The sequence below is a fragment of the Pantoea sp. Mb-10 genome, assembly GCF_021272205.1.
In the GTDB taxonomy this organism is placed as follows: domain Bacteria; phylum Pseudomonadota; class Gammaproteobacteria; order Enterobacterales; family Enterobacteriaceae; genus Pantoea.
In genome coordinates, this window is sequence record NZ_JAJSDX010000007.1 from 94,810 (window position 1) to 117,494 (window position 22,685).

Below are 22,685 nucleotides of genomic sequence, written 5' to 3' on the forward strand. Positions count from 1 at the left end.
CAGAAAGGACACGCAGCCACGATCGCCGCAACGCCGCAAGCTGGCCCGTTAAGTGGCTCAATCCCCTCACGTTCTGTTCCTCAGCCAAGAGGCTGCCCTTTAAAATCAACGTCATGCTAAAATGCCTCGCTCAACGCAAGAGGGAAAGCATGAAGTTCATACACCATGACACGCTGATTAAATTTCAAGGCAAACCGGATCGTCGCTTTTACTGCGCTTTTTTATCTTATGCGGTGTTATTACTGGGCGGCGCACTGTTTCTCGCCATAAGTGGTAAGCATCACGCGGGGGAAAAAATCTATTTCTATGTCGATTTTTGCACCGCCGCCATGCTCGTCTGGTTTATAGAGAAATCCTTTCGGACCCAGCCGCTGGAAAAACACGTAACGGCGTTTAGAGGTGGATTATTTGTACTGTTCAACGCGTTAATCATTATCATGGCGGGCGCGTTAAATTTACTTTCTCTCGAGAGTGCGCTTTTACTTTCATCATTATTGCTGGTGCCAGCGATGATGCTTATTATTCTTTCGTTTAATCATTTCATAAAATATATCAACGTAAATTATAAGTCTGTTGTTGATCTCTCTCTTACTGACGAACTCACCGGCTTGCCCAATAGACGTTTCCTCAATATGAAACTACGCGAGTGGGAAAAACAGCCCGCTACGGTGTGTGTGGCGGACATCGATCATTTTAAACGCATCAATGACACCTTTGGTCATGAAACCGGCGATAAAGTGTTAACCAACTTAGGGCTGATATTAACGACCTTTATCACTGAATCAGTGTTTATTGCGCGCTCTGGCGGCGAAGAGTTTTGCATTCTGTTATCAGACCGGGTAGAGACCGAGCGCGTGATTCACGCCATCAAAGCGGCAATGACCCTTGCCTATAATGATGACATTAACGTCACCATTAGCGCGGGCGTTGCGTACAAGCGCAAAAATGACCCCTTCACGCACGTGATAACGAATGCCGATGAAGCGCTCTATCGCGCCAAGCTGTCGGGAAGAAATCGTATTGTGGTTGCCACTGAGGCGTAAAGGTTTGACTGCCAGGGTGCCTGCGCCGCGCCTGGCGTCTTTTTGGACGCGCTGCACGGTTTAACGTCGCATCACGCGCTTCAGATTCAATAAGAACACGCCCCCAGAATATTCAGAATTTTTTAGTTTTCCCCGTTTGGTTTAGCGATTAAGATTTCTCTTTTTCCGGGGAATGCGCAATGAAAAATGTGGTGCTCAGCATGTTGGCAAAAATTTCTCAGATTGATGCCAATACCAAACAACTCACGGCGCGCGTTGAAGCGCAGTCGTTGCTGATCAGCGCGCTGGTGCTGGCGGTGAGCAAGCAGGGTGGCGTGACAGAAATGATTGAAAGTGCCAATAAAGCGATCAATACGGTGATTGACTCGGCGGAGTCGGACGAGTTACTGAAATCGGATGCGGCCATGTTGCTGCGCGAGCTGCAAGATTTGCTCACCATCTCGCGGGCGGTGGATGGCGCAGACGAAGAGATTAATCACCAAGGGCTTAATGATATCACCGGAGTGAGCGCTGAAGGGCAGGGTACTCTGCCCAGCGAAACATAGAGGCCGCTTCGCCGCGCGTTAAGAGGCAGCGATACGTTGCCGTCACCGAGCGCGTTTTGTCATGTCACCGTGAGCAGTCATGATAATTCTTAACGTTTTCATCGCGTCACATGCCTGGGCGTGCTTTGCGAGATTACCTTTAGTAAAAGCGCTACGCCTTAGCCGTCAATGAGTAATAAGCAAAGCGTTAACCGCAGACTAATTAACATCTTACGCTTATCTCACAGTTGGAGAATAAATGGCGCGGGAGAAGATACGGACTGACTAAACTCAACGTACCCCAATCAGGGTTTGGAGGTAGTTATGTCAGAACGTCCAGATGATGATGTGATTCCGCTGCCGGATGACGCGCAGCCGCCGGGCGGTGAACCACCGTTTGATGACGAGGATGAAACGGAAACGGATTATCCCGCAGACGACCCGTCGAAGCCGTTATAAATCATAAACCTCCTTCGGGAGGTTTTTTAATTTACCCGAGTTAAGCGCCTTTATCCAATGAAGTTTTTTACGCGATTGGGGGGCTAAAAATGGTATAACGTGCGCACGTTATCTGCCGCTAAAGGAGTCGTTTCATGGCGAACGCGCAGTATCTTTTCTGGGTCATGGTCGGCACGCTAACCGTGCTGAGTATTTTTATTGGTGTTGTGGTTGGGCGCACGAAAACGCCTCGTGCTGGATTCATCACATTCGCGGCGCTTTGGCTGCTGATTATTGCCGCGATTGTGCTCATTACCCACGCCCATTGAGGTGCGGGACTCGCTAATTTTCCCGCACTGCGCGGCGATGTGCGCAGTGCGGCAGGCCGTGGCGTGGAGGGCTCTGCGCCTGGGTTGTAACGGCCACGCCAGGCATAGAGAGGCGTTTGCATCATCAACCTGCTCAGAATCTCTGGTGCAAATGGCTAACAGGGCAAAGATCACCACGCTTAACCTCCCCGAACGCGACAGTTAACCCACCACCAAGAAGTGCACCAGACGCGCCAGCGATTCAAGCAGTAGCAGGCTGCCAATAAAAATAATGATTAATACGCCGGTAAAACGTTTCGTGCTGGCCATGCGCTCCCCTCTCCAGGCCTTGTCGGCAGACTATACTCTACTGCGATAGAAATAAACTTCCTGTCAACCAGCGGGTGCTCAAGATGCTTTATCAGAGTATTGACGCTGCCCAGTGGCGACATATTTGGGTAGTTGGCGATCTCCACGGCTGTCGCTCGCAACTGGATGCAGAGTTGAAGCTGAAGCAATTCGATCCCTCATGCGATCTGCTGGTGTCCGTGGGCGATCTCATCGATCGCGGGCCTGACAGCCTCGGGTGCCTGGCACTTTTACAGGAACCGTGGTTTCGGGCGGTACAGGGAAACCATGAGCAAATGGCGCTGGCGGCGTTGGCTGGCGGTGATCCCAGCGTATGGCGCATGAACGGTGGAGAATGGTTCTGGCGGCTTAGGGGCGTGCACCTGATTGCTGCCCGGCATGCCCTTAAGCGCTGTGGTGAACTTCCTTTGATTCTGCAGCTGGAGAGGCAGGGACGCACGGCGGTGGTGGCCCACGCGGACTATCCCGCCAGTCATTATCAAATGGGGCAGCCGATTAACGCTCATCAGGTGGTGTGGAGCCGCGACAGACTTTTGCGCCATCATCGCGGCCAAAGTGAAATCATTACCGGTGCCGGCGATTTTTACTTCGGTCACACGCCTGTTGAACAACCGCTGCATACGGCGAACCAGCACTACATTGATACGGGGGCGGTCTATGGCCACCGTCTGACGCTGCTTCCGTTAATGCAGCACTAGCGAAAGAGTCGCCCCTCGCGGACCCGTTCACGCGGATAGCTATTTTTTATCCGACTGCCCACTTTTTTAGCGAGTCCTAACGGCTGATCTTGGTAGGTGACAATGACCTCATCGCGGGCGGGCAGATTTACGGGATAAATATCTTGTCCCCGATACCACTGCTCAGCTTCGCCCTCATTGAGCGCAAATGCGATGTCGCCCTCTGGCTTAGCAAAGGCCACCACGGCTTCATGCTGCCAGCGATAGCCTTTGGCAAAGGTTTCTGCCAGCTTTACGCCAATGCGTGAAAAACGCACCTTGCTGAGCCACGCTTCTGACGCCGCGGGGAACAGCCACAGCTCTTTGTCACGCTGCCACAACGTATGATGATCATCCCACTTCAGAGCCACTTTCGCTGCCGCCTGCGCGACTTCCGCACGCAGTTTACGGCTGGCCGGCGTGAAGGGAAACGTGCCGAGTTTATACGTGGGGGCGGGGAGTGCGCTTACGCTGGCGGTTTTGCGCAGCCGTGCCACAAAAAAACCTTCGCTGTCAAAAATCTGCGGGAAAACGTGTAAAAATCCTTCTGGCGTCGCGGCCTGTTCGGCACCCGCAAAAAGATCGTTGAGCGGTAAAATATCAACGGCGTCCGGGTAGCGCTGACATAAATCGTGAATCACCTGCTGATTCTCAATCTGATTCAGGGTACAAGTCGAGTAGATCAGCGTACCGCCGGGCTTCAGCGCGTGAAAAGCGCTGTCGATAAGATCGCGCTGCGTCGCGGCAATCGCTTCTGTGCTCTCCAGCGTCCAATTGCGCAGCGCATCGGCATCTTTGCGGATCACGCCTTCGCCGGAGCAGGGCGCATCAAGCAGGATAGCGTCGAACTGCTCCGGCAGCGCGGCACCAAATACCCGGCCATCAAAATGGGTGAGTGCCACACTACTGACGCCACAGCGCGTGACATTTGCATGCAGGACTTTTATCCGGCTGGCGGCGTATTCATTCGCCAGGATGGCTCCGCGATTAGCCATCAAGGCCGCCATTTGCGTGGTTTTAGAGCCTGGCGCAGCGGCCATATCCATGACCTGTTGCGCCTCAGGTGCGGCGTCAAAGAGCGCGCTGACCGGTAGCATTGAGCTGGCTTCCTGAATGTAAAACAGGCCGCTAAGGTGTTCTGCCACGCTGCCGAGCGGCAGCTCTTCGTTGTCTCGTGCAATCCAGAAGCCTTCAGCGCACCACGGAATGGGCGTGAGTTGCCAGTGGTAGTCGGCCACACGCGCCAGAAAATCGGCCACGCTGATTTTAAGCGTATTGACGCGCAAGCTGCGACGCAGGGGTTGCTGGCTAATGGCAAGAAAGCGCTGAAACTCGGCCTCATCAGGGAGGCTGGCGTGCATCAGCGCCAGAAATTCTTCGGGAAAGCGTTCGGACACGGAGATATACCGGCTAAAAAATGGAGGGCGAAGTGTAGCACGTCAAAGAGAAACGGGCAGCCCGAAGGCTGCCCGTTGACTTAGTGCGGCTCTGGAATCGCCGTGCCCCAACTGCGCCACTCTTTCGGCGCTTCATCCTGCATCAGGAAATGCTTGTCGGTTCCCGCCTGCGGTGCCAGCGGCACGGTAGGCGGGGTCGCGAACTGGATCCCACCGCGAATAAACTGTTGGAAGGTCCCGGTCTTCACCACTCCGCCAATCAGGCCGAAGTCGAGGTTATAACCGGAGGCCAGCCAGAACACCGAGTTGTTACGCACCAGATGCTGGTATTTTTTACTGATACGCAGGGCGATCTGTACGCGATCGGCCATGTTGCCCAGCGACGTTCCGGTTACCGTACCGACTTCCACGCCGCGGAACAGCACCGGGGTGCCAATCGAGAGCGAGCCTGCCTCAGCGGCATCAACAAAGATGTTAAGACCATTGAGGTAGCGCGAGTCAGTGATGGTGCTCTCCTGCAGTTCAAAGGTGCGTGCCGGCTGACCTTTGCCGGGATCGACGTTGACATAAGGCTGCAGCAGCGTTTCCAAATGATTCACGCCAGCGGGTGAGATTTCCGGTGACACCACAGAGAAGCGGCTTCCTATGCGGGCGAAATCCTTTACGTACTCTGGATAGAGCACCGCTTTGGCCACCACCTGATTGTTGTCATTACTCAGCGCTAACGACTCAACCTGACCAATATTGATGCCCAGGTAGCGAATCGGCATGCCGGCAGAGAGTTTGCTGGCATCAAAGGTGTGCAGCGTGATTTGACTGCCCACCGCACGCGCCGCGGTCTCTGAAGGATAAAGCGTGCGTTTCACGCCCTTAGCCGCCTGCGCGCCAGTAAGATTATCGAAGCTGATCGCCCCTTTTAACGCACGGTTAAGCGGCGAGGCCTGTACCGTTAAGCCGCTGCCATTGAGCTGCACTTTAGCGCCGCCTTCGGCCCAGAACACGCTCTCGCCAGTGAGCAATTTGCGGTACTGCGGTTCGATGTGAATGGCGATTTCAAACGCATCGGCGCGCGGAATCACCTCCACCACTTCACCCACCTGAAACTTGCGGTAAAGCACCACCGATCCTGCCTGCACATCCGGCAGACTGCTGGCGGTAAGTTTCAGCGTAGTAGGCGGTTGATCGCCGACAATTCCTTCTTCGGCGCGTTCTGAATCCGCATAAAGTGGATAGCGAGATGAAGGTTTGCCTTTCGCACCCGGTACTAAACGAATGCCGCCGTCAACCCATTCACGCGCGCTGGCACCCAGCACCTGAATGCCATCGAGGCCAAATTTAACATCCAGCCGGCTGTTCACGATGAATTTGCTGTCAGCGTGCACCAGCGCGCGGTGCTGCGGATCGATGGCAACGGTAAAACTCACGGCATTCTCATTCAGCTCGCGCGAAATCACTTGGCCGATTTTCATGCCATAGAGGATCACCGGCTGCCCCGCGTCAATGCCATAGGTCTCTGGCGCGCTTAGCTGGACGGTTAACACATCCGGTTTTTGCAGCAGGGTTTCACTGGCGGGCAGGACGCTAAAGTGATCCTGCGGTTCGCCTTCTCCGGGCACCAGTTCCAGGGTATTACCGGTTAACAGGCTGCTCAGATTGGTGTCGGTCAGGCTCAGTTTCGGCGCGCGCATTTCAATCCGCGTGCCGCTGCGCATCAGGCTGGTTACCGAAGGATCGATGGTCAACTCACCGGTGACTTTGCCACCCGGTAGCAGTGTCAGTTTCGTCAAGGTGCCCACTTCAAGCCCCTGATACATCAGCGGCGTGCTGTTAGCTTTAAGGTTATCGCCGCTGGGCAAATCCAGGTTAATTTGTACGCCACGCTGGCTGTGCGCCAGATCGGGATACAGGCGATAATTTTGGTCGGTGTTCGCCTGCTCGCCTTCGGCGGGGGAGTCAAACGCGATAGCGCCATTCACCAGCGCCGCAAGGCTTTCAAGTTTGACTTTGGCCCCGCTGAGGCTGACATCGGCATCGACACCCGACACGTTCCAGAAACGGCTCTGCTTTTTAACCAGGTTAACAAAGCGGCGCTCAATCAGCACGTCTACGGTAACGCCATCGTGAGTGCCGTTGATGCTGTAATCGTACACGCGGCCCACCGGAAGCTTACGGAAATAGACCAGCGAACCGGTGTTCAACGATCCGAGATCCGGCGCGTGTAAGTGGATCATGAGTTCACCGGTGTTCACGCGATATTTGGGCTGCGTGTCCAGTGCGGTAAAGTGGTCGCGCGCTTTGCCATCTCCGGGCATCATACCGATATAGTTACCGCCTACCAGCGCGTCCAGGCCGGAAACCCCCGCCAGCGAGGCTTTGGGCGTTACCAGCCAGAACTGGGTATTTTCGCGTAGCGCATCTTGCATATCGCTTTTAATACTGGCTTTGATCTGGATCTTTTTATAGTCGTCGCTCAGTTCAATGCCCTGAACGGTGCCGACTTCAACCCCTTGATAGCGGATAGGGGTACGGCCCGGCACGATGCCATCTGCCGACTGGAAGTTAATCGTAATGGTGGTGCCGCGATCCTGATAATTGGTCCACAGCAGCCAGCCAGCAATCAGCAGAGCAATGATGGGCAATAGCCAGAAAGGCGAAATCTTGCGCTTGTTGCGCAGATTGGCGCTAGTCGGTGTAGTCGGCGTTTCCTGTTGCATGTGCATCCCAGATCAGGCGGCTATCAAGCCACTCCACAGCCATAATGGTCAGGACAACGGCGGCGCCAAAATAGAGCGCGGCAGGTCCCATGGTAAAAGCCAGAAGCTGATCGCGATTGACCAGCGACATGGTTAAAGCAATAACGAACAAATCCAGCATTGACCAGCGGCCAACCCAGGTGACGGCGCGTAGTAAACGAATTCGGGTTTTCAGTCCCTGTTCGCACTTAAAGTGGATGCTTAACAATAACGTCAACATCACCAGCACTTTGGTGAAAGGCACCAAAATACTGGCAATAAAGACAACGGCGGCGATCGGCACGTTACCGGAGGCCAAGCCAACAATGCCCGAGAAAATGGTGTCTTCACGACGCGAACCGTTGACGTACACCACCGAGATGGGCAACAGATTCGCCGGAATCAACAGCACAATCGAAGAGATCAACGCCGCCCATGATTTCTGCAGGCTATGACGGCGACGATAATCCAGCGGCGTATGGCAGCGCGTACAGCGGCCGCGCGCATCGGGCATGCCGGTGTGATGACAATTCAAACATACCTGCCAATTTTCCGGCGATTCGGTAGGCACCGCTTGCGGATAATACTGCTCCCAGAGCTGCTCTACGTTGAGGTGAATAAGCGTCAACACGCTCATGACCGTCAGAGCAATATAGGCTACCAGACCATATCCCACCTCCAGATCCGCATAATCCTGGACTTTAATGGACGCGACCGCGATGCCAATCAGGTAGATGTCGAGCATGACCCACTCTTTTAGGCGCTCCAGCATGAGCAGCACGGGGCGCAAATTCATCCCCAAGGCATTGCCGACCCACAAATAGCCAATGCCGGCTACCAAGGTGACAGGCGCGCCAATGGTGCAAAAAGCGACCATAGAGGCGGTCAGAATATTGCCTTGCAGTGCCATCTGCAGGACCCCTTCCAGCAAACTGGCATTAATGCGCATCCCCAGGAGCCGGATATCAATCAGCGGCAGGCTGAACGCAAAGGGCATCAGTACCATCATGGTTACGGCCATGGCGGTTAGACGCGTCATGGACCAGTCGCGTCCATTCTGAATTTGCGCATGACAGCGGGGACAATAAGCCGCTTGGTGCGATTTAACATCCGGTAAGGAAAAAAGGGTATCGCATTGCGGACAACGCTGATAACGTGCGTGGGGCAACGTCTGGCTGATAGCGTGAATTTTCATAAGTGACGCAAAGGCCCATCGTTTGTTACGGTTACCGGCTGAGGTCTGGCATCGCTGTGCCTGAAATAAAGTGGCACGGGAAAAGCCGTGTCACCGACTGCTAAGGGTATAGTAACTAACAGAATGATTCACCTTGTGGGGGTGGATTATTAGTGCTTATTTTAATGACTGGGTGACAACGCGCTCACAACAGTGATGAGTTATGGTTGAAAAATGAACAAAAAAGCCTTTTACGAGGATCTGCAACGCGACGCCAGCGCTTTGCTGGCGGGAGAGACATCTTTTCTGGCTGCGCTCAGCAATTGCAGTGCGCTGCTGTTTGAACGTCTGGAAGGCGTTAACTGGGCGGGGTTTTATCTGCTGACGGAAGCCAATACGCTGGTACTCGGGCCCTTCCAGGGCAAAATTGCCTGCGTCAGGATTCCGGTAGGTAAGGGCGTATGCGGCACCGCCATCGCCGAGGAGCAGGTACAACTGGTTGAGGATGTCCATGCCTTTCCCGGGCACATTGCCTGCGATGCGGCCAGTAATGCTGAAATCGTGATTCCTCTGAAAGTGAATGGCACGCTTGTAGGCGTGTTAGATATTGATAGTACGCTTTATTCTCGCTTCGATAATGAGGATAAAGCAGGGCTGGTCGGCCTTGCGGACGGGCTTTGTGACGTGTTGGCAAAGAGTGATATCGAAAAATTTATTCAGCTAGCGCGTAGCTAATCGACTGGATCACATGGCATTTAGCGATGTTGTCATTATAATGTCGCCTGTTCATGCCTGCTCTGGTCGGCAAACCCGTAGTAATCAGGAAATTTCATGGAAAATCAACCTAAGTTGAATAGCAGTAAAGAAGTGATCGCTTTTTTGGCGGAGCGTTTTCCGCACTGCTTTAGCGCTGAAGGTGAAGCGCGCCCGCTCAAAATCGGCATCTTTCAGGATCTGGTTGAGCGCGTTCAGGGTGAAAACAACCTGAGCAAAACGCAGTTGCGTTCAGCATTACGCCTTTATACCTCAAGCTGGCGCTATCTTTACGGCATTAAAGCCGGTGCCACACGCGTCGATCTGGACGGTAACCCCTGCGGTGTGCTGGATGAACAGCACGTTGAGCACGCGCGCAAGCAGCTTGAAGAAGCGAAAGCCCGCGTTCAGGCCCAGCGCGATCAGCAGAAAGCCAAGAAACGTGAAGCCGGTGAAGAGACCACGGAACGTCGTCCTCGCAAGCCCGCTCCGCGTAAATCTGCTGAAGGCGATGCGCCACGCAAGCCGCGTGCGCAGACTGCTCGCCCGGCATCGGCTGAACGCAGTGCCGCGCCACGCGCACCGCGTACTCAACCGGTCACTGATACCTCAACCTTGCAACCCGGCCAGAACATCAAAGTGAAAGCAGGCAAAAATGCAATGGATGCTACCATTCTTGAAATTACTAAGGATGGCGTTCGGGTGCAACTCGCTTCCGGCATGGCAATGATTGTGCGCGCAGAACACTTGCAGTTCTGAAACGGAGGCTGATCCTGGCATGAACAACTTTTTAAAGATCGGTATGATTACGGGCCTGCTGCTGGCGGGCCCTTCCTTTGGCGCAGACAATATTACCCGCGCCGATCAGATTCCACAGTTGCATGAAGAACCTCAGCATCCAACCGTCAGCGAACGTGTGACCTCGCGTTTTACGCGCTCCCACTACCGTCAGTTCGATCTCAATCAGGATTTTTCGGCCAAGATTTTTGACCGTTATCTCAATCTGCTCGACTACAACCACAACGTGCTGCTGGCATCCGATGTTGCACAGTTCGCCAGCCAAAAGACCACGCTGGGCGACGAGCTGCGCACCGGCAAGCTGGACGTGTTTTACAATCTTTATAACCTCGCGCAAAAGCGCCGCTTTGAGCGCTACCAGTACGCACTCAGCGTATTGAATCGCCCAATGAATTTTACCGGCAATGACACCATTGACATTGACCGAGCCAAAGCCCCATGGCCGAAAAGCACCGACGAGCTCAATGCGCTGTGGGATGCCAAAGTCAAATATGACGAGCTGAGCCTCAAGCTGGCGGGCAAAGATGACAGAGATATCCGTGAGACACTGACCAAACGCTACAATTTCGCTATCCGTCGTTTGGCCCAGAGCAACAGCGAAGATGTCTTCCAATTGGCTATGACGGCTTTCGCGCACGAGATCGATCCCCACACCAACTATCTCTCTCCTCGCAACACGGAGCAGTTCAACACCGAAATGAGCCTGTCGCTTGAGGGCATTGGTGCGGTGTTGCAAATGGACGATGATTACACCGTCATCAACTCCATGGTGGCCGGTGGACCTGCTGCCAAAAGTAAAGCCATCAGCGTGGGCGATCGCATTGTTGGTGTGGCACAGCCAGGCAAGCCGATGGAGGATGTCATTGGCTGGCGTCTTGATGACGTCGTGTCAAAAATCAAGGGCCCTAAAGGGAGCAAAGTACGCCTTGAAATTTTACCGGCGGGTAAGGGCACTAAAACGCGCACGGTTACCCTGACGCGCGAGAAGATTCGCCTTGAAGATCGGGCCGTCAAGGGTACCGTACACAACGTAGGTAAAGAGAAAGTTGGCGTACTGGATATCCCGGGCTTCTATGTCGGCCTTACGGATGACGTGAAAGTACAGCTGCAGAAGCTGCAAAAACAAAACGTCGACAGCATTGTTATCGATTTACGTACCAACGGTGGCGGTGCGCTGACAGAGGCGGTGTCGCTCTCCGGCCTGTTTATTCCGAGTGGTCCAGTCGTACAAGTTCGTGACAACAATGGCCGCGTGCGTCAAGACAGCGACAACGACGGTGTGGTGTATTACAAAGGGCCGCTGGTGGTGCTGGTCGATCGCTTTAGCGCCTCGGCTTCGGAAATTTTTGCCGCTGCGATGCAGGATTACGGGCGCGCGCTGATCGTCGGTGAACCGACCTTTGGTAAAGGGACCGTGCAGCAGTACCGCTCTCTGAACCGCATCTACGATCAGATGCTACGTCCAGAGTGGCCAGCGCTCGGCTCAGTGCAGTACACGATCCAGAAGTTTTACCGTATCAACGGCGGCAGCACGCAGCGTAAGGGCGTGACGCCCGATCTGCTGATGCCGACCGGCGTTGAAGCGGCGGAAACCGGCGAGAAGTTTGAAGACAACGCGCTTCCCTGGGACAGCGTTAACGCGGCAACCTACACCAAAACCGGTGATATCTCTCCGCTGGTTCCGCAGTTGACCAAGGAGCATGCTGACCGCATCGCTAAAGATCGTGAATTCCAGTACATTCTCAAAGATATCGCGCGTTACGATGCTATGAAAGACAAGCGTAATATTGTCTCTCTGAATTTGGCCCAGCGTGAGAAAGAGAATCGCGAAGATGACGCGATGCGGCTTGAGCGCATTAACGCGCGCTATCAGGCTGAGGGGAAAGCGCCGCTTAAGCGCCTGGAAGATTTGCCCAAAGACTATAAAGAGCCCGATCCTTATCTCGACGAAACGGTAAACATTGCCAACGATCTGGCGCAGTTGGAGAAAAACCAGGCGCCTGCTGAAACCAGCAAATAGATGTTCAGGTAACGGAAAAAGCACTGCTAAAGCGGTGCTTTTTTTTTGCATTATGCGTGCTAATGAATGGTGTGAGGCATTGCACAGCGCAAGACATTTCCTAATGTAAAGTTATGTCTTTTTAGGCACTTAAAGATTAAGGTCGCTTGAAAAGCGCTGTAATGCACATACGATGTATACCCGCGCATGAGCGCGAGCACAACTGAGGAAGATTAACGTTTATGATGCGTATTGCGCTTTTCCTGATCACCAACCTGGCGGTGATGTTGGTATTCGGACTGATTCTCAGTCTGACGGGAATTCAGTCAAGCAGTGTTACGGGTCTGATGATTATGGCAGGTCTGTTTGGCTTTGGCGGTGCGTTTGTTTCACTGCTAATGTCCAAATGGATGGCGCTGCGGTCTGTAGGCGGTGAAGTGATTGAACAGCCGCGCACCGAGCAGCAACGCTGGCTGATGGAAACCGTTAGTCGTCAGGCGCAGCAGGCTGGTGTAGCGATGCCGCAGGTTGCGATTTATCACGCACCGGATATCAACGCCTTCGCCACAGGCGCACGTCGTGACGCCTCGCTGATCGCCGTGTCCACGGGACTCTTGCAAAACATGAGCCGCGATGAGGCAGAGGCGGTACTGGCGCATGAAATGGCCCACATCGCGAACGGGGACATGGTGACGATGACGCTGCTACAAGGCGTGGTGAACACCTTTGTTATCTTCATTTCGCGCATTATCGCCCAAATCGCTGCGGGCTTTATGTCCGGCGACCGGGAGGGTGAAGAGAGCAGTAACGGTAATCCGTTCGTGTTCTTTGCGGTGTCCATGGTGCTGGAGCTGGTGTTTGGCATTCTTGCCAGCATCATCACCATGTGGTTCTCACGTCATCGTGAATTCCACGCTGACGCCGGCTCTGCGAAGCTGGTGGGGCGTGAGAAGATGATTGCAGCGCTGCAGCGCCTGAAAACCAGCTATGAACCTCAAGAGCCGGGTAACATGGCGGCGTTTTGTATCAACGGCAAAAATAAATCGCTGAGCGAAATGTTTATGTCGCACCCGCCGTTGGATAAACGCATTGAAGCCCTGCGTAACGGCGATTATCTTAAGTAACCGATTTGTGTGTTTAATCAGGGGCGCCGACAGGCGCCCCTGCTGTTTTATGATGCCGCAACAGTGCGCCCTGAACGCATCCGCGTCAGGCTGACCAAGGCCGCCACGCCGGCAAATCCGCCCGCCAATAACAGAGACGCATGCGTACCTTGCTGGTTGAACAGATTGAACATCCACGCCACCAGCGCCGCGCCGCTGCTCTGTCCCACTAAGCGTGCGGTGCCAAGCATGCCGCTGGCTCCCCCGCTGCGATGACGGGGAGCCGAAGAGATAATGGTGTGATTATTGGGCGACTGGAAAAGGCCGAAGCCTGCGCCGCACAGCAGCATGCGCCAGATGATATCCACATCGCTGGGTTGCGTGGGGAGAACGGCAAGTAAGAACAACCCTAATGAGAACATTGTAAGCCCGAGCCCGCCCAGCAATCCTGCATGAAAGCGTTCAATCAAGCGGCCCGCTATTGGCGCCATCACCATTGTGGCTAGCGGCCAAGGCGTTAACAGCAAGCCCGTGGCGACTTCGCTCCGGCCGAGCGTGTTCTGCAAAAAGAACGGCAGTGCAACCATCGCGAGCATCTGCGCGCAGAAAGCACACACCGAGGTGCAAATCGACAGTGAAAACACGGGGATTCGCAGCAAATCCACGGGAAGCAACGGTACTGACATCGTGAGCTGCCGACGAATAAATACCACGCCCACAATCGCCAGCGCGATGAGTTCAATCAGGCCCAGCGTACCGCTTTGTCCTTGGGCAAAGCCACTCAGCGCCGCGATCAGTAACCCGAAAAACAGAGCGTTCATGATCGCGCTTGGAATATCAAACTTCTGCTGTTTGGCCTTCTGCGGATTATCGGGCAGAAAGCGCAATGCCAACCACAGCGCAATCACGCCCAAAGGCACATTAATCAAAAACAGCCACTGCCAGCTGGCCACGGAGAGGATGGCGGCGGCGACGGTGGGCCCAGCCGCACTTGAAACGGCGACAATCAACGAATTGATTGCCATGCCGCGGCCCAAAAAGCGCTGCGGATAGATAATGCGGATCAGTGCGGTATTGACGCTCATCAGCGCCGCTCCGCCAAACCCTTGCATCACGCGCGCGACGGTGAGCACCGACAGGCTGTTGGAAACTGCACAGAACAGCGATGTCGCCATAAACAGCATTAAACCCACCTGATAAACCCGGCGGTAGCCAAGCATATCGCCCAGAAACGCCAGCGGAAGCAGCGCGATCACGATGGCTATCTGATAGGCATTCACAATCCAAATGGATTGCGCTGGGCTCGCGTGTAAATCTCTGGCAATCGTGGGCAACGCAACATTGGCAATCGCGCCATCCAGCACTGCCATCATGATGCCTAAAGCAATCGTAATAATCGCGCCATAGCGCCGGGGCGTGGGTAGCCCATCTTGAGAACCGGTAGGAGACATAATCGTGAGAAGTGAAGTCAGTGAATATCATCATGCTAATCAATTTTGCGTCGAAATGCATGGCGCGCGCCGATAAAAAAGTAAGAGCGAATATGTCGCGGGCAGCATGCGTTGCTGAGCGGAATCAGATAAGCCTATACTGGCGTTTCTGTTCTGATTTTTTTGAAACACGGTAAAGGACGTACACCTTGGCGAGCAACGAAACCGATAAACAGCCAGACGCCGTTTCATCCGTGATGAAGGTTTTCGGCATTTTACAGGCGCTGGGTGAAGACCGCGATCACGGAATAACGGCGCTTTCACAGCGGCTAATGATGTCCAAAAGCACGGTTTATCGCTTTCTACAAACGATGAAATCGCTGGGATATGTGGCGCAGGAAGGGGAGAGTGAAAAATACTCTCTCACGCTTAAGCTGTTTGAACTGGGCGCAAAAGCGCTACAAAACGTAGATTTGATTCGCAGCGCCGACATCGAGATGCGTGAGCTTTCACGCTTGACTAAAGAGACGATTCATCTCGGCGCCCTGGAAGAAAACAGCATCGTTTACGTCCATAAAATTGACTCACTTTATAATCTGCGCATGTACTCGCGCATCGGCCGTCGCAATCCTCTGCATAGCACGGCGATAGGAAAAGTGCTGCTGGCGTGGCGCGATCGCGCCGAGGTGAATCAAATCTTGGCTGACGTCGAATTTCGTCGCAGTACCGCCAATACCCTTGTCAGTGCTGAAGCGCTGCTTACCGTATTAGATCAGGTAAAAACTCAGGGGTTTGGCGAGGACAATGAAGAGCAGGAGGAGGGGTTGCGCTGTATTGCGGTACCTGTGTTTGACCGTTTTGGCGTGGTCATCGCGGGCTTAAGCATCTCTTTTCCCACCCTTCGCTTCACTGAAGAAGCGAAAAATGCATACGTGGCCATGCTGCACCGTGCCGCCCGCAACCTGTCTGAACAGATGGGCTACCACGACTACCCGTTTTAATGGGCGTAAGCGGGCTGAAACCAGCCCGCTTACGATTTAATTATCAATGACGTCGCCGCTTTTTTTCAGCAATGGGCACTCTGTTACGCCGATAATGCCGCTGTCGGTATGCAGATATTGGGCATTGATCACGCCGCGCGCCGTCAGGTAGCTACATTGCAAACCGAGGCCCGCCGCGTTTTTGGTGCTGCCGGTTAATACACCGTAGCCGGTCAACAGCATGGCTAACCAGATAATCGCTACTCCGGCAATCGCCCTAATCAACATCTTCATAATACTCTCCTTATGATGCACAACGCAGCCATCCTGCAGGCGCTGCGATTCCACTGCATGCAGCATGCCTTTCTCCGACAGTGAAATCGATCAGAGATAACTGAAAGCGTTTGGCTTGGGGGCGTTGAGGTTTTGCGCGTCGCCCGTTTCTTTTCACGTCATAACGAGTAGAATCAGCCGCGGAAACGCCAGGTCAAGTTACTCACAGAGGCAGGTATGAACGAATTAGCCGCAAATAGCAGTCCGCTATTCCTTTCCGGCGTGATGGCTATCATCATTTTTGTGGCCCTTTACGTCTGGTTTTATGTCAACCGGGCCAGCGTTCGCGCCAGTGAACAAATCCATCTCCTGGAAGCACTGCTGGAAGAGCAGAAAAAACAGAACGCGCTGCTGCGTCGTCTGGTCGATGCGCAGCCAGCGGCGGCGAACCCACCCGAAGACGCTGAAGCGGCTGATTCGCAAGGTTTCATCCGCATGATCCCTGAACGCTAGTTGATACGGAGTTATCATGGCTTGGCAAAATCCCTGGTTCGACGCAATGCTGACGCACCATACGCCTGAAGGCTTCCGTAACCCTGAAGAGGAGCTGCGTCAGCCCGGGGATTTGCAACGCTGGCGGCGAGAGCGTAAACAGCAAAATTTGCCTAAGCCGCCCGTAATGGGTTATCAGGCGTTCACTGAGCAGTGGTATCAGCCCGTGGATTTAGGCGGAACGGACGATCGCGTTTGGTGGCTGGGACATGCGGCGATGCTGTTGCGCATTAACCAACGCTATATGCTTATCGACCCCGCGTTATCGTCGCGGGCCTCACCGCTGCCGTTTGCAGGACCGCGGCGTAAGACGCCCGCACCGTTGCGCGTGGCCGATCTTCCCCATCTGGATTACGTACTGATATCGCATAACCACTACGATCACCTCGATCGGCCCACGGTGAAACGCCTGGCGCGCCGCTTTCCGCAGGCGCGCTTCATGGTGCCGCTTGGTATGGGAGCATGGTGCCGCAAACGTGGCGTTCACGAGGTAACAGAGCTGGACTGGTGGCAGTCAATCACGTTTGGCGATCTTCATCTTACCGCGGTACCTGCGCGGCACTGGAGCATGCGCACGTTTTGGGATCGCAACCGTTCGCTGTGGTGCGGCTGGGTGGTACGCGCCACCGGTCTTAATTTCTGGTTTTCTGGCGACAGTGGCTACAGTGAAAACCTCAAGGAGATTGGTCAGCGACTTGGACCCTTTACCTTTGCCGCCTTACCGATAGGCGCCTACGCACCTCAATGGTTTATGCGCGGACAGCATATGGATCCCGACCAGGCCGTTGAACTGTGGCAACACATAGGCCGTCCCGTGGCGTTGCCGATTCACTGGGGGGTGTTTGAATTAGCGGATGAGGCGCTTGATGAACCGCCGGTCGCCCTTGCGCAGGCGTTACGCGCCGCTGGGGAGCAGCCAGCAACGTTCTCTCCGTGGAAAATAGGCGAAAGTCGTAGCTTAAAAGCTCTTGCATCAGAATTATCTTAAGCACAATAAATCGCACCTAACCAGACCGATCCGACGTCACGCAATAATTAGTATGTAGTTAAGATGAAAATGAGAAAAGGGCCATGGGCGTCATGCCTATATTTGGGGCAAGCGATAACGGCAATGCTTTTTTTTGGTGCGATATAATAAAAGTTATACAGTAATATTAAGAATGCATAAGTTTGTTGTTGCACAATAAATGCATGCGCAGGTGTTTTTCGCCTGTTTTATTTCGATAATGCCATATTAATGCAATGTTTTTGTCTTATGACAACATAATGGTAATGTGCGTATTTTTTTAAGGCGTTTGGCTTGACGATTTCAGTACCGCATACTAGCGACAGGTGCTCTGTAAGCCGAGGTGCCGGATGATCATGCCTGGGCGATAATTATTTGCGTACCATACTTAGCCTCCCTGACAATTATGTGCGGCAGATCGTTCAACTATTAAAAATGGCTTGCCATTAATTTTCGAATATGTGATAACAATTCTTGGGTCAAACGAGGTACAGTTCTGTTTATGTATGGCATCTTCAGTAAAGAAGTTACGAGTAAAGACGTTGACGTTGAATACCGCTTCCTTGCCGAACCTTAAATTAGTGCCTCATTCAGTAATGTCTCTGGTTTATCTGTAAGACTGCCCTCGGGCAATATAAACATTCAAAGGAATTTGCAAAAAATGGCAAAGATTAAAGGTCAGGTTAAGTGGTTCAACGAGTCTAAAGGTTTTGGTTTTATCACTCCTGCTGACGGCAGCAAAGACGTGTTCGTTCACTTCTCTGCTATCCAGGGCAACGGTTTTAAAACCTTGGCTGAAGGCCAGCAGGTTGAATTTGAAATCCAGGACGGCCAGAAAGGTCCAGCCGCAGTAAACGTTACTGCCATCTGATTTAGCATTCAGCACCGGTGCTTCGCACCGCTGATACGAATGACAAAGCCCTGCTCATTGAGCGGGGCTTTTGTTTTGCGCTTTCTGTTGCCCGTTGACCAGGGTAAACTTCGCCGCGAATTGCTAATCCGGAGTTGTGTATGTCTTTGATTTGCCCCCTATGCCATCAGCCACTGATGCTGCAGAATCACAGTTTTCACTGCGCGGCGTCTCACCAGTTTGATAAGGCTAAAGAGGGGTATGTCAATTTGCTGCCCGTTCAGCATAAAGGCTCACGCGAGCCTGGCGACAGCCCTGAGATGCTTCAGGCGCGCCGCGCCTTTCTTGACGCCGGTCATTATCAACCGCTGCGGGAAAAGGTGGCTGACACCCTGGCGCAGCATCTGGGCGCACCTTCAGGCACAATCCTGGATATTGGCTGCGGTGAAGGGTATTACACCGGCGCCATGGCGGCACGGCTCTCGCAAGCGAAGGTCTATGGTCTGGATGTGGCAAAGGCGGCCGTGCGGATGGCCGCGAAACGCTATCGCGCGGTGCAGTTTTGCGTGGCGTCGAGCCAGCGCTTGCCGTTTGCTGACGGCGCCATGGACGCCATCGTGCGCATTTATGCGCCCTGTCTTGAACAGGAGTTGGCGCGGGTGATTAAACCCGGCGGCTATTTGTTCACGGTGACGCCAGGCGCGCATCATTTACAGCAATTCAAAGCGCTGATTTACCGTGAGGTGCAATTGCACCTACCGGAAGAGAAACCGTACCGCGATTTTGTGCAGATCGATCGGCAAACCCTGGCGTACCCCCTCTCGCTCAGCGGCGCCGAGGCGGTGCAGCTGTTGCAGATGACGCCTTTTGCATGGCGGGCCCGAGAGGCGGTATGGCAGCAGCTTGCCGCCTCCGAGACGTTTGCCTGCGATGCTGATTTTACGCTGACGTTGTGGCAACGCCGCTAGCGCGCCTCAATAAGCGTATCGTAAATACGCGCCAAATCATCAAGATCCTTTGCGGCAACGTATAAGCGGCGTTGCTCCAGTTGAATCGCTAAAATACCGTCTTGCGACAATTGCATGCCCTGAATACGGCGGTAATCAATCCACGCGCCCGCATAGAACAGACCTTCCGCTTTCATCAGCAGCGCTGGGCTGCGGATCCAACCTAGCCACAGTGCCAAAAAGCACAGCATCATCAGTAGGGTTGTGGTGCGCGGTGGGCCCTGTTGCGCCACGTTCTGCCATAGCAGAATCAGCAGCAATCCAATAAAAATGGCGCTATCGATTTTATGGCGGCGGCACAGTGCCACGCGCAGTAGGGTGGCGCCGTTTCGGCGCGGTACAATCGCGTCCTCATACACGGCAAACAGCACCATAGCGGCGATGAGAACCATCAAGACAACATCGGTCAGTGTCATGAAAAGACGCCCTCCGGCAGTGCGCGTTGTGCGTATGCCGGGCACCGCAGCGCCCGGCAGTTCCTTACAGGCCCAGCAGGCCAATCCAGTAGCCCAAAATGCCGATGGCAAAAAAGCCCACGATAATCCATAGCGCATTCACTTTGCGGCGCAGCAGCCACATACAGCCGAAGGTCAACAGCAGCGGAATCAGGCCGGGCATCAGCTGATCGAGTATGGACTGTACCGTGGTCACGGTGGTTTTGCCGGTTTGATCCGTAATGCGCGACACCACCAGCGGCACGTTCACATGCGTCCATTTGTTCACCAGTGCGCCCATGACAAACAGCCCGAGTATCGATGCGCCTTCGGTGAGCTTTTGTAAAAAGCCGCCGCCCATGTCTCCAACAATATCGATACCTTTGCGGTAACCATAGGCCACGCCATAGTAACGCGTAAGCAGGCGGGCAACATTGAACAACACAAAGAACAGCAGGGGACCGAGCAGGCTGCCGCTCATGGCGATGCCGGCACCCAGAGCGGCAAACACGGGGCGCACGGTGCCCCAAAAGATCGGGTCGCCCACGCCCGCCAGCGGGCCCATCAGCCCCACTTTGATGCCGTTGATCGCGCCGTCGTCAATGGCTGCGCCGTTAGCACGTTGCTCCTCCATCGCCATGGTCACACCGAGCACGGGCGCAGCCACGTAAGGGTGCGTGTTGAAAAATTCGAGGTGGCGCTTGATCGCTTGTTTGCGTGCATCATTGTTTTCCGGATAGAGGCGGCGAATCACCGGCACCATCGAAAAGCAAAAGCCCAGCGCCTGCATGCGTTCAAAGTTCCACGATCCCTGGAATAGATTCGAGCGCAGAAAGACGCCGCGGACGTCACCGGGCGTGAGTTTTTTCGGAGACTGCGTTGTATCAACCATGATGTCACCTGTTCTTAGTCGAGTTCATTATCAAGATCGTTAGGCGTCGCTGCGGCGGTTGCGCCCGCTACCCGGTTATATTTTGGTGCCAGCTGAATGTAGAGCACCGCCATCACCACGCCGATGACGCCCAGCGCAACGAGGTTGAAGTTGGTGAAGGCTGCGGTGACAAAACCGAGGTAAAAGAACGGCATCAGGTAGCCTGCACGCATCATGTTAATGACCATCGCGTAGCCCACCACCACGATCATGCCGCCCGCAATATTCAAGCCGTTGGTGACCACTTCTGGAATAGCGCTGAGCAGCGTATGAACGGCGCTGGTGCCGACCGAAATGGCAACGATCAAGGCGGGAATGGCAATACGCATCGCTTGCAGCAGCAGCGCGGAAACGTGGATCCAGCTGATGGCGGTAAGATTGCCTTTTTCTGCGGCTTTATCGGCCGCATGCTGAAAGGCCACCGTGAGGGTACGCACGATAATGGTCAGGACCTGTCCAGCCGCGGCCAGCGGAATGGCCAGCGCGATACCCGCTCCGACGCTTTGGCCACCTGCAATTACCAGGATGGTGGAGATGATCGAGGCCAGTGCCGCATCTGGCGCCACTGCCGCACCGATATTCATCCAGCCCAGCGCAATCATCTCCAGCGTACCGCCGATGATGATGCCGGTTTTCATGTCGCCCAGAACGGCACCAATTAAGGTACATGCCACCAGCGGCCGGTGAAACTGAAACTCATCCAGAATCGAACCCATCCCAGCGATACATGCCACCACGAAAATCAACACAATTTGTAGCGAGGTTATGTCCATCTCTTTCTCCTCAGCGAGGTCATAGTCAGGCACCCGCGGGCAGACAACAGGCCCGTTAGTGATTCATCTTGGCAATCAAGTCCATCATTTTGAGCCGCGGATCGTTGGAGACTTTACGCACCTCCAGTTCGATACCGCGCGCATGGAGTTGGCGGAACGCCTCAATATCTTTCTCATCCACCGACACGGCATTGTTGACCTGGGTTTTCCCCTGGCGAAACGCCATACCGCCAATGTTCACCGACGTTATCTCAACGCCTTGTTCCACCACGCGCAGCACGTCGGTAGGATTAGTGAACAGCAGCATGACGCGATCGGACCCGTATTTAGGGTTGTTCCACACGCGAATCATTTTGGCGACGTCGACCACGTGTGCGGTGACGCCCGGTGGTGCCACTTGGGTTAACAGGGTTTTACGCACGTGATCGTTAGCCACTTCATCGCTGACCACGATGATGCGTGAGACATTGGTTTCTTTGGTCCATCGGGTGGCGACCTGTCCATGAATCAGGCGATCGTCGATGCGAGCAAGGCCAATTTTCATGTGTTCCCCCGGCGTCAGCGGGGGCTGGGCGACGGGGCGCTGTTGGGCGGGGGCGGGGGTGTCAACACGGGCATCACGCTTGAGGGCTTTTACCCCTTCACGGCCTGCTTCAAGCGCGATCTTTATCAGCTGGTCGACGGTTGGATTATCGTCGCGGCCCATCAGCGTCTCGACTAACATAGGAATGTTGACGCCGGCAATCACCTCGTGATCAGGCTTATCGGCCACCAGACGACTGGCGGCGTTGAAAGGACTTCCTCCCCAGGTATCGACTAAAAACAGGACACCGTCGGTAGTATTAAGTTGAGCCAGTCGAGCCTGATACTTTTCAATCAGCGTCTCTGCGTTTTCTCCCGGGACAAACTCTATCCATCCGACATTTTCCTGCTCTCCCAACAGCATTTCTGCTGTTTTTAGCAGTTGTTCTGCCGCCCAGCCGTGTGTACCAATTACAATTGCAATGGTCACGTGCTACCTCCGTTTACATGAAAGATTCTCGCGTAGCGCCCTGAATCCTGAAACATTATCGTGGGTGCTGGTCCAGCCGTTTG

At 54.2% G+C, this 22,685-nt stretch carries 24 protein-coding genes; 15 read left to right on the forward strand and 9 right to left on the reverse strand.

Annotated features, from left to right (window positions below; all coding sequences use genetic code 11):
* The first annotated feature begins 113 nt into the window (after window positions 1–113).
* The 5 genes from LU196_RS15360 (at window position 114) to LU196_RS15375 (ending at window position 3,380) form a co-directional block, all read left to right on the forward strand.
* A complete protein-coding gene (locus tag LU196_RS15360; RefSeq protein ID WP_232759849.1) occupies window positions 114–1,043 on the forward strand; it encodes a GGDEF domain-containing protein in 930 nt (309 codons plus the stop codon).
* A gap of 179 nt (window positions 1,044–1,222) precedes the next feature.
* Window positions 1,223–1,588 (forward strand): anti-adapter protein IraP, encoded by a 366-nt coding sequence (gene iraP, locus LU196_RS15365; RefSeq protein WP_232759850.1) that lies wholly within the window; start codon window positions 1,223–1,225, stop codon window positions 1,586–1,588.
* A 303-nt stretch (window positions 1,589–1,891) separates the two neighbouring features.
* Window positions 1,892–2,026 (forward strand): hypothetical protein, encoded by a 135-nt coding sequence (locus LU196_RS20370; protein WP_255697842.1) that lies wholly within the window; start codon window positions 1,892–1,894, stop codon window positions 2,024–2,026.
* Between the two features lie 134 nt (window positions 2,027–2,160).
* Window positions 2,161–2,334 carry a hypothetical protein gene (locus LU196_RS15370; RefSeq protein ID WP_232759851.1) on the forward strand — a complete coding sequence of 58 codons (174 nt, stop codon included), beginning with the start codon at window positions 2,161–2,163 and terminating at the stop codon, window positions 2,332–2,334.
* A 392-nt stretch (window positions 2,335–2,726) separates the two neighbouring features.
* A complete protein-coding gene (locus LU196_RS15375) occupies window positions 2,727–3,380 on the forward strand; it encodes a metallophosphoesterase (protein ID WP_232759852.1) in 654 nt (217 codons plus the stop codon).
* On the opposite strand, the gene rsmF is transcribed toward LU196_RS15375, so the two are convergent.
* The 3 genes from rsmF to yebS form a co-directional block, all read right to left on the reverse strand.
* Window positions 3,377–4,801 carry a 16S rRNA (cytosine(1407)-C(5))-methyltransferase RsmF gene (rsmF, locus tag LU196_RS15380; protein WP_370641014.1) on the reverse strand — a complete coding sequence of 475 codons (1,425 nt, stop codon included), beginning with the start codon at window positions 4,799–4,801 and terminating at the stop codon, window positions 3,377–3,379. The two genes, LU196_RS15375 and rsmF, sit on opposite strands and share 4 nt — an antisense overlap.
* A gap of 74 nt (window positions 4,802–4,875) precedes the next feature.
* Window positions 4,876–7,509, reverse strand: coding sequence for a PqiB family protein (locus LU196_RS15385; RefSeq protein WP_232759853.1), 2,634 nt, complete (start codon window positions 7,507–7,509; stop codon window positions 4,876–4,878).
* Entirely contained in the window at window positions 7,478–8,722 is a 1,245-nt protein-coding gene (gene yebS / locus LU196_RS15390) for a membrane integrity lipid transport subunit YebS (RefSeq protein ID WP_232759854.1), read from the reverse strand. The genes LU196_RS15385 and yebS overlap by 32 nt, the downstream gene beginning before the upstream one ends.
* Before the next feature lie 213 nt (window positions 8,723–8,935).
* Here yebS and LU196_RS15395 point away from each other — a divergent pair, with 213 nt between their 5' ends.
* The 4 genes from LU196_RS15395 to htpX all read left to right on the forward strand — a co-directional run bounded on the left by LU196_RS15395 (window position 8,936) and on the right by htpX (window position 13,375).
* A complete protein-coding gene (locus LU196_RS15395; protein WP_232759855.1) occupies window positions 8,936–9,436 on the forward strand; it encodes a GAF domain-containing protein in 501 nt (166 codons plus the stop codon).
* Window positions 9,437–9,532: 96 nt separating this feature from the next.
* The gene (proQ, locus tag LU196_RS15400) at window positions 9,533–10,213 is read left to right on the forward strand and encodes an RNA chaperone ProQ (protein ID WP_232759856.1); all 681 of its coding nucleotides are present in this window, start codon (window positions 9,533–9,535) and stop codon (window positions 10,211–10,213) included.
* A gap of 19 nt (window positions 10,214–10,232) precedes the next feature.
* Window positions 10,233–12,272: a carboxy terminal-processing peptidase gene (prc, locus tag LU196_RS15405; RefSeq protein WP_232759857.1), complete on the forward strand. Its 2,040-nt coding sequence runs from the start codon at window positions 10,233–10,235 to the stop codon at window positions 12,270–12,272.
* A gap of 221 nt (window positions 12,273–12,493) precedes the next feature.
* Window positions 12,494–13,375, forward strand: a complete 882-nt coding sequence (htpX, locus tag LU196_RS15410; protein WP_232759858.1) for a protease HtpX — start codon at window positions 12,494–12,496, stop codon at window positions 13,373–13,375.
* A 47-nt stretch (window positions 13,376–13,422) separates the two neighbouring features.
* On the opposite strand, the gene LU196_RS15415 is transcribed toward htpX, so the two are convergent.
* Window positions 13,423–14,805 (reverse strand): MFS transporter, encoded by a 1,383-nt coding sequence (locus tag LU196_RS15415; protein WP_232759859.1) that lies wholly within the window; start codon window positions 14,803–14,805, stop codon window positions 13,423–13,425.
* A 188-nt stretch (window positions 14,806–14,993) separates the two neighbouring features.
* On the opposite strand from LU196_RS15415, the gene kdgR reads away from it, so the two are divergent.
* Window positions 14,994–15,785, forward strand: coding sequence for a DNA-binding transcriptional regulator KdgR (kdgR, locus tag LU196_RS15420; RefSeq protein WP_232759860.1), 792 nt, complete (start codon window positions 14,994–14,996; stop codon window positions 15,783–15,785).
* A gap of 36 nt (window positions 15,786–15,821) precedes the next feature.
* Here the strand turns inward: kdgR and LU196_RS15425 are convergent, their stop codons facing one another.
* Window positions 15,822–16,058, reverse strand: a complete 237-nt coding sequence (locus LU196_RS15425) for a YobH family protein (RefSeq protein ID WP_232759861.1) — start codon at window positions 16,056–16,058, stop codon at window positions 15,822–15,824.
* 216 nt (window positions 16,059–16,274) lie between these two features.
* On the opposite strand from LU196_RS15425, the gene LU196_RS15430 reads away from it, so the two are divergent.
* The 5 genes from LU196_RS15430 (at window position 16,275) to rlmA (ending at window position 19,413) form a co-directional block, all read left to right on the forward strand.
* Window positions 16,275–16,550 carry a YebO family protein gene (locus tag LU196_RS15430; protein ID WP_232759862.1) on the forward strand — a complete coding sequence of 92 codons (276 nt, stop codon included), beginning with the start codon at window positions 16,275–16,277 and terminating at the stop codon, window positions 16,548–16,550.
* Window positions 16,551–16,566: 16 nt separating this feature from the next.
* The gene (locus tag LU196_RS15435) at window positions 16,567–17,577 is read left to right on the forward strand and encodes an MBL fold metallo-hydrolase (protein WP_232759863.1); all 1,011 of its coding nucleotides are present in this window, start codon (window positions 16,567–16,569) and stop codon (window positions 17,575–17,577) included.
* Between the two features lie 520 nt (window positions 17,578–18,097).
* Window positions 18,098–18,172 (forward strand): DUF2627 domain-containing protein, encoded by a 75-nt coding sequence (locus LU196_RS15440; RefSeq protein ID WP_110866451.1) that lies wholly within the window; start codon window positions 18,098–18,100, stop codon window positions 18,170–18,172.
* 84 nt (window positions 18,173–18,256) lie between these two features.
* Entirely contained in the window at window positions 18,257–18,466 is a 210-nt protein-coding gene (gene cspE / locus LU196_RS15445) for a transcription antiterminator/RNA stability regulator CspE (protein ID WP_021510024.1), read from the forward strand.
* A gap of 140 nt (window positions 18,467–18,606) precedes the next feature.
* A complete protein-coding gene (rlmA, locus tag LU196_RS15450; RefSeq protein ID WP_232759864.1) occupies window positions 18,607–19,413 on the forward strand; it encodes a 23S rRNA (guanine(745)-N(1))-methyltransferase in 807 nt (268 codons plus the stop codon).
* Here the strand turns inward: rlmA and LU196_RS15455 are convergent.
* From LU196_RS15455 to manX, 4 genes are all read right to left on the reverse strand, one after another.
* Window positions 19,410–19,868, reverse strand: a complete 459-nt coding sequence (locus tag LU196_RS15455) for a DUF986 family protein (RefSeq protein ID WP_232759865.1) — start codon at window positions 19,866–19,868, stop codon at window positions 19,410–19,412. The genes rlmA and LU196_RS15455 overlap by 4 nt on opposite strands.
* 64 nt (window positions 19,869–19,932) lie before the next feature.
* Window positions 19,933–20,778, reverse strand: coding sequence for a PTS mannose transporter subunit IID (locus LU196_RS15460; protein ID WP_232759866.1), 846 nt, complete (start codon window positions 20,776–20,778; stop codon window positions 19,933–19,935).
* Between the two features lie 14 nt (window positions 20,779–20,792).
* The gene (locus LU196_RS15465; RefSeq protein WP_232759867.1) at window positions 20,793–21,590 is read right to left on the reverse strand and encodes a PTS mannose/fructose/sorbose transporter subunit IIC; all 798 of its coding nucleotides are present in this window, start codon (window positions 21,588–21,590) and stop codon (window positions 20,793–20,795) included.
* Between the two features lie 55 nt (window positions 21,591–21,645).
* A complete protein-coding gene (gene manX, locus LU196_RS15470; protein WP_232759868.1) occupies window positions 21,646–22,602 on the reverse strand; it encodes a PTS mannose transporter subunit IIAB in 957 nt (318 codons plus the stop codon).
* Window positions 22,603–22,685 lie beyond the last annotated feature (83 nt).

Coding starts and splice junctions, on each gene's coding strand:
- LU196_RS15465 (WP_232759867.1), bottom strand. CDS start 21,590: ATGGACATAACCTCGCTACAAATTGTGTTGATTTTCGTGGTGGCATGT.
- yebS (WP_232759854.1), bottom strand. CDS start 8,722: ATGAAAATTCACGCTATCAGCCAGACGTTGCCCCACGCACGTTATCAG.
- rlmA (WP_232759864.1), top strand. CDS start 18,607: ATGTCTTTGATTTGCCCCCTATGCCATCAGCCACTGATGCTGCAGAAT.
- LU196_RS20370 (WP_255697842.1), top strand. CDS start 1,892: ATGTCAGAACGTCCAGATGATGATGTGATTCCGCTGCCGGATGACGCG.
- proQ (WP_232759856.1), top strand. CDS start 9,533: ATGGAAAATCAACCTAAGTTGAATAGCAGTAAAGAAGTGATCGCTTTT.
- LU196_RS15370 (WP_232759851.1), top strand. CDS start 2,161: ATGGCGAACGCGCAGTATCTTTTCTGGGTCATGGTCGGCACGCTAACC.
- cspE (WP_021510024.1), top strand. CDS start 18,257: ATGGCAAAGATTAAAGGTCAGGTTAAGTGGTTCAACGAGTCTAAAGGT.
- LU196_RS15385 (WP_232759853.1), bottom strand. CDS start 7,509: ATGCAACAGGAAACGCCGACTACACCGACTAGCGCCAATCTGCGCAAC.
- LU196_RS15435 (WP_232759863.1), top strand. CDS start 16,567: ATGGCTTGGCAAAATCCCTGGTTCGACGCAATGCTGACGCACCATACG.
- LU196_RS15430 (WP_232759862.1), top strand. CDS start 16,275: ATGAACGAATTAGCCGCAAATAGCAGTCCGCTATTCCTTTCCGGCGTG.
- LU196_RS15375 (WP_232759852.1), top strand. CDS start 2,727: ATGCTTTATCAGAGTATTGACGCTGCCCAGTGGCGACATATTTGGGTA.
- LU196_RS15415 (WP_232759859.1), bottom strand. CDS start 14,805: ATGTCTCCTACCGGTTCTCAAGATGGGCTACCCACGCCCCGGCGCTAT.
- LU196_RS15360 (WP_232759849.1), top strand. CDS start 114: ATGCTAAAATGCCTCGCTCAACGCAAGAGGGAAAGCATGAAGTTCATA.
- LU196_RS15395 (WP_232759855.1), top strand. CDS start 8,936: ATGAACAAAAAAGCCTTTTACGAGGATCTGCAACGCGACGCCAGCGCT.
- LU196_RS15460 (WP_232759866.1), bottom strand. CDS start 20,778: ATGGTTGATACAACGCAGTCTCCGAAAAAACTCACGCCCGGTGACGTC.
- iraP (WP_232759850.1), top strand. CDS start 1,223: ATGAAAAATGTGGTGCTCAGCATGTTGGCAAAAATTTCTCAGATTGAT.
- LU196_RS15425 (WP_232759861.1), bottom strand. CDS start 16,058: ATGAAGATGTTGATTAGGGCGATTGCCGGAGTAGCGATTATCTGGTTA.
- prc (WP_232759857.1), top strand. CDS start 10,233: ATGAACAACTTTTTAAAGATCGGTATGATTACGGGCCTGCTGCTGGCG.
- LU196_RS15455 (WP_232759865.1), bottom strand. CDS start 19,868: ATGACACTGACCGATGTTGTCTTGATGGTTCTCATCGCCGCTATGGTG.
- htpX (WP_232759858.1), top strand. CDS start 12,494: ATGATGCGTATTGCGCTTTTCCTGATCACCAACCTGGCGGTGATGTTG.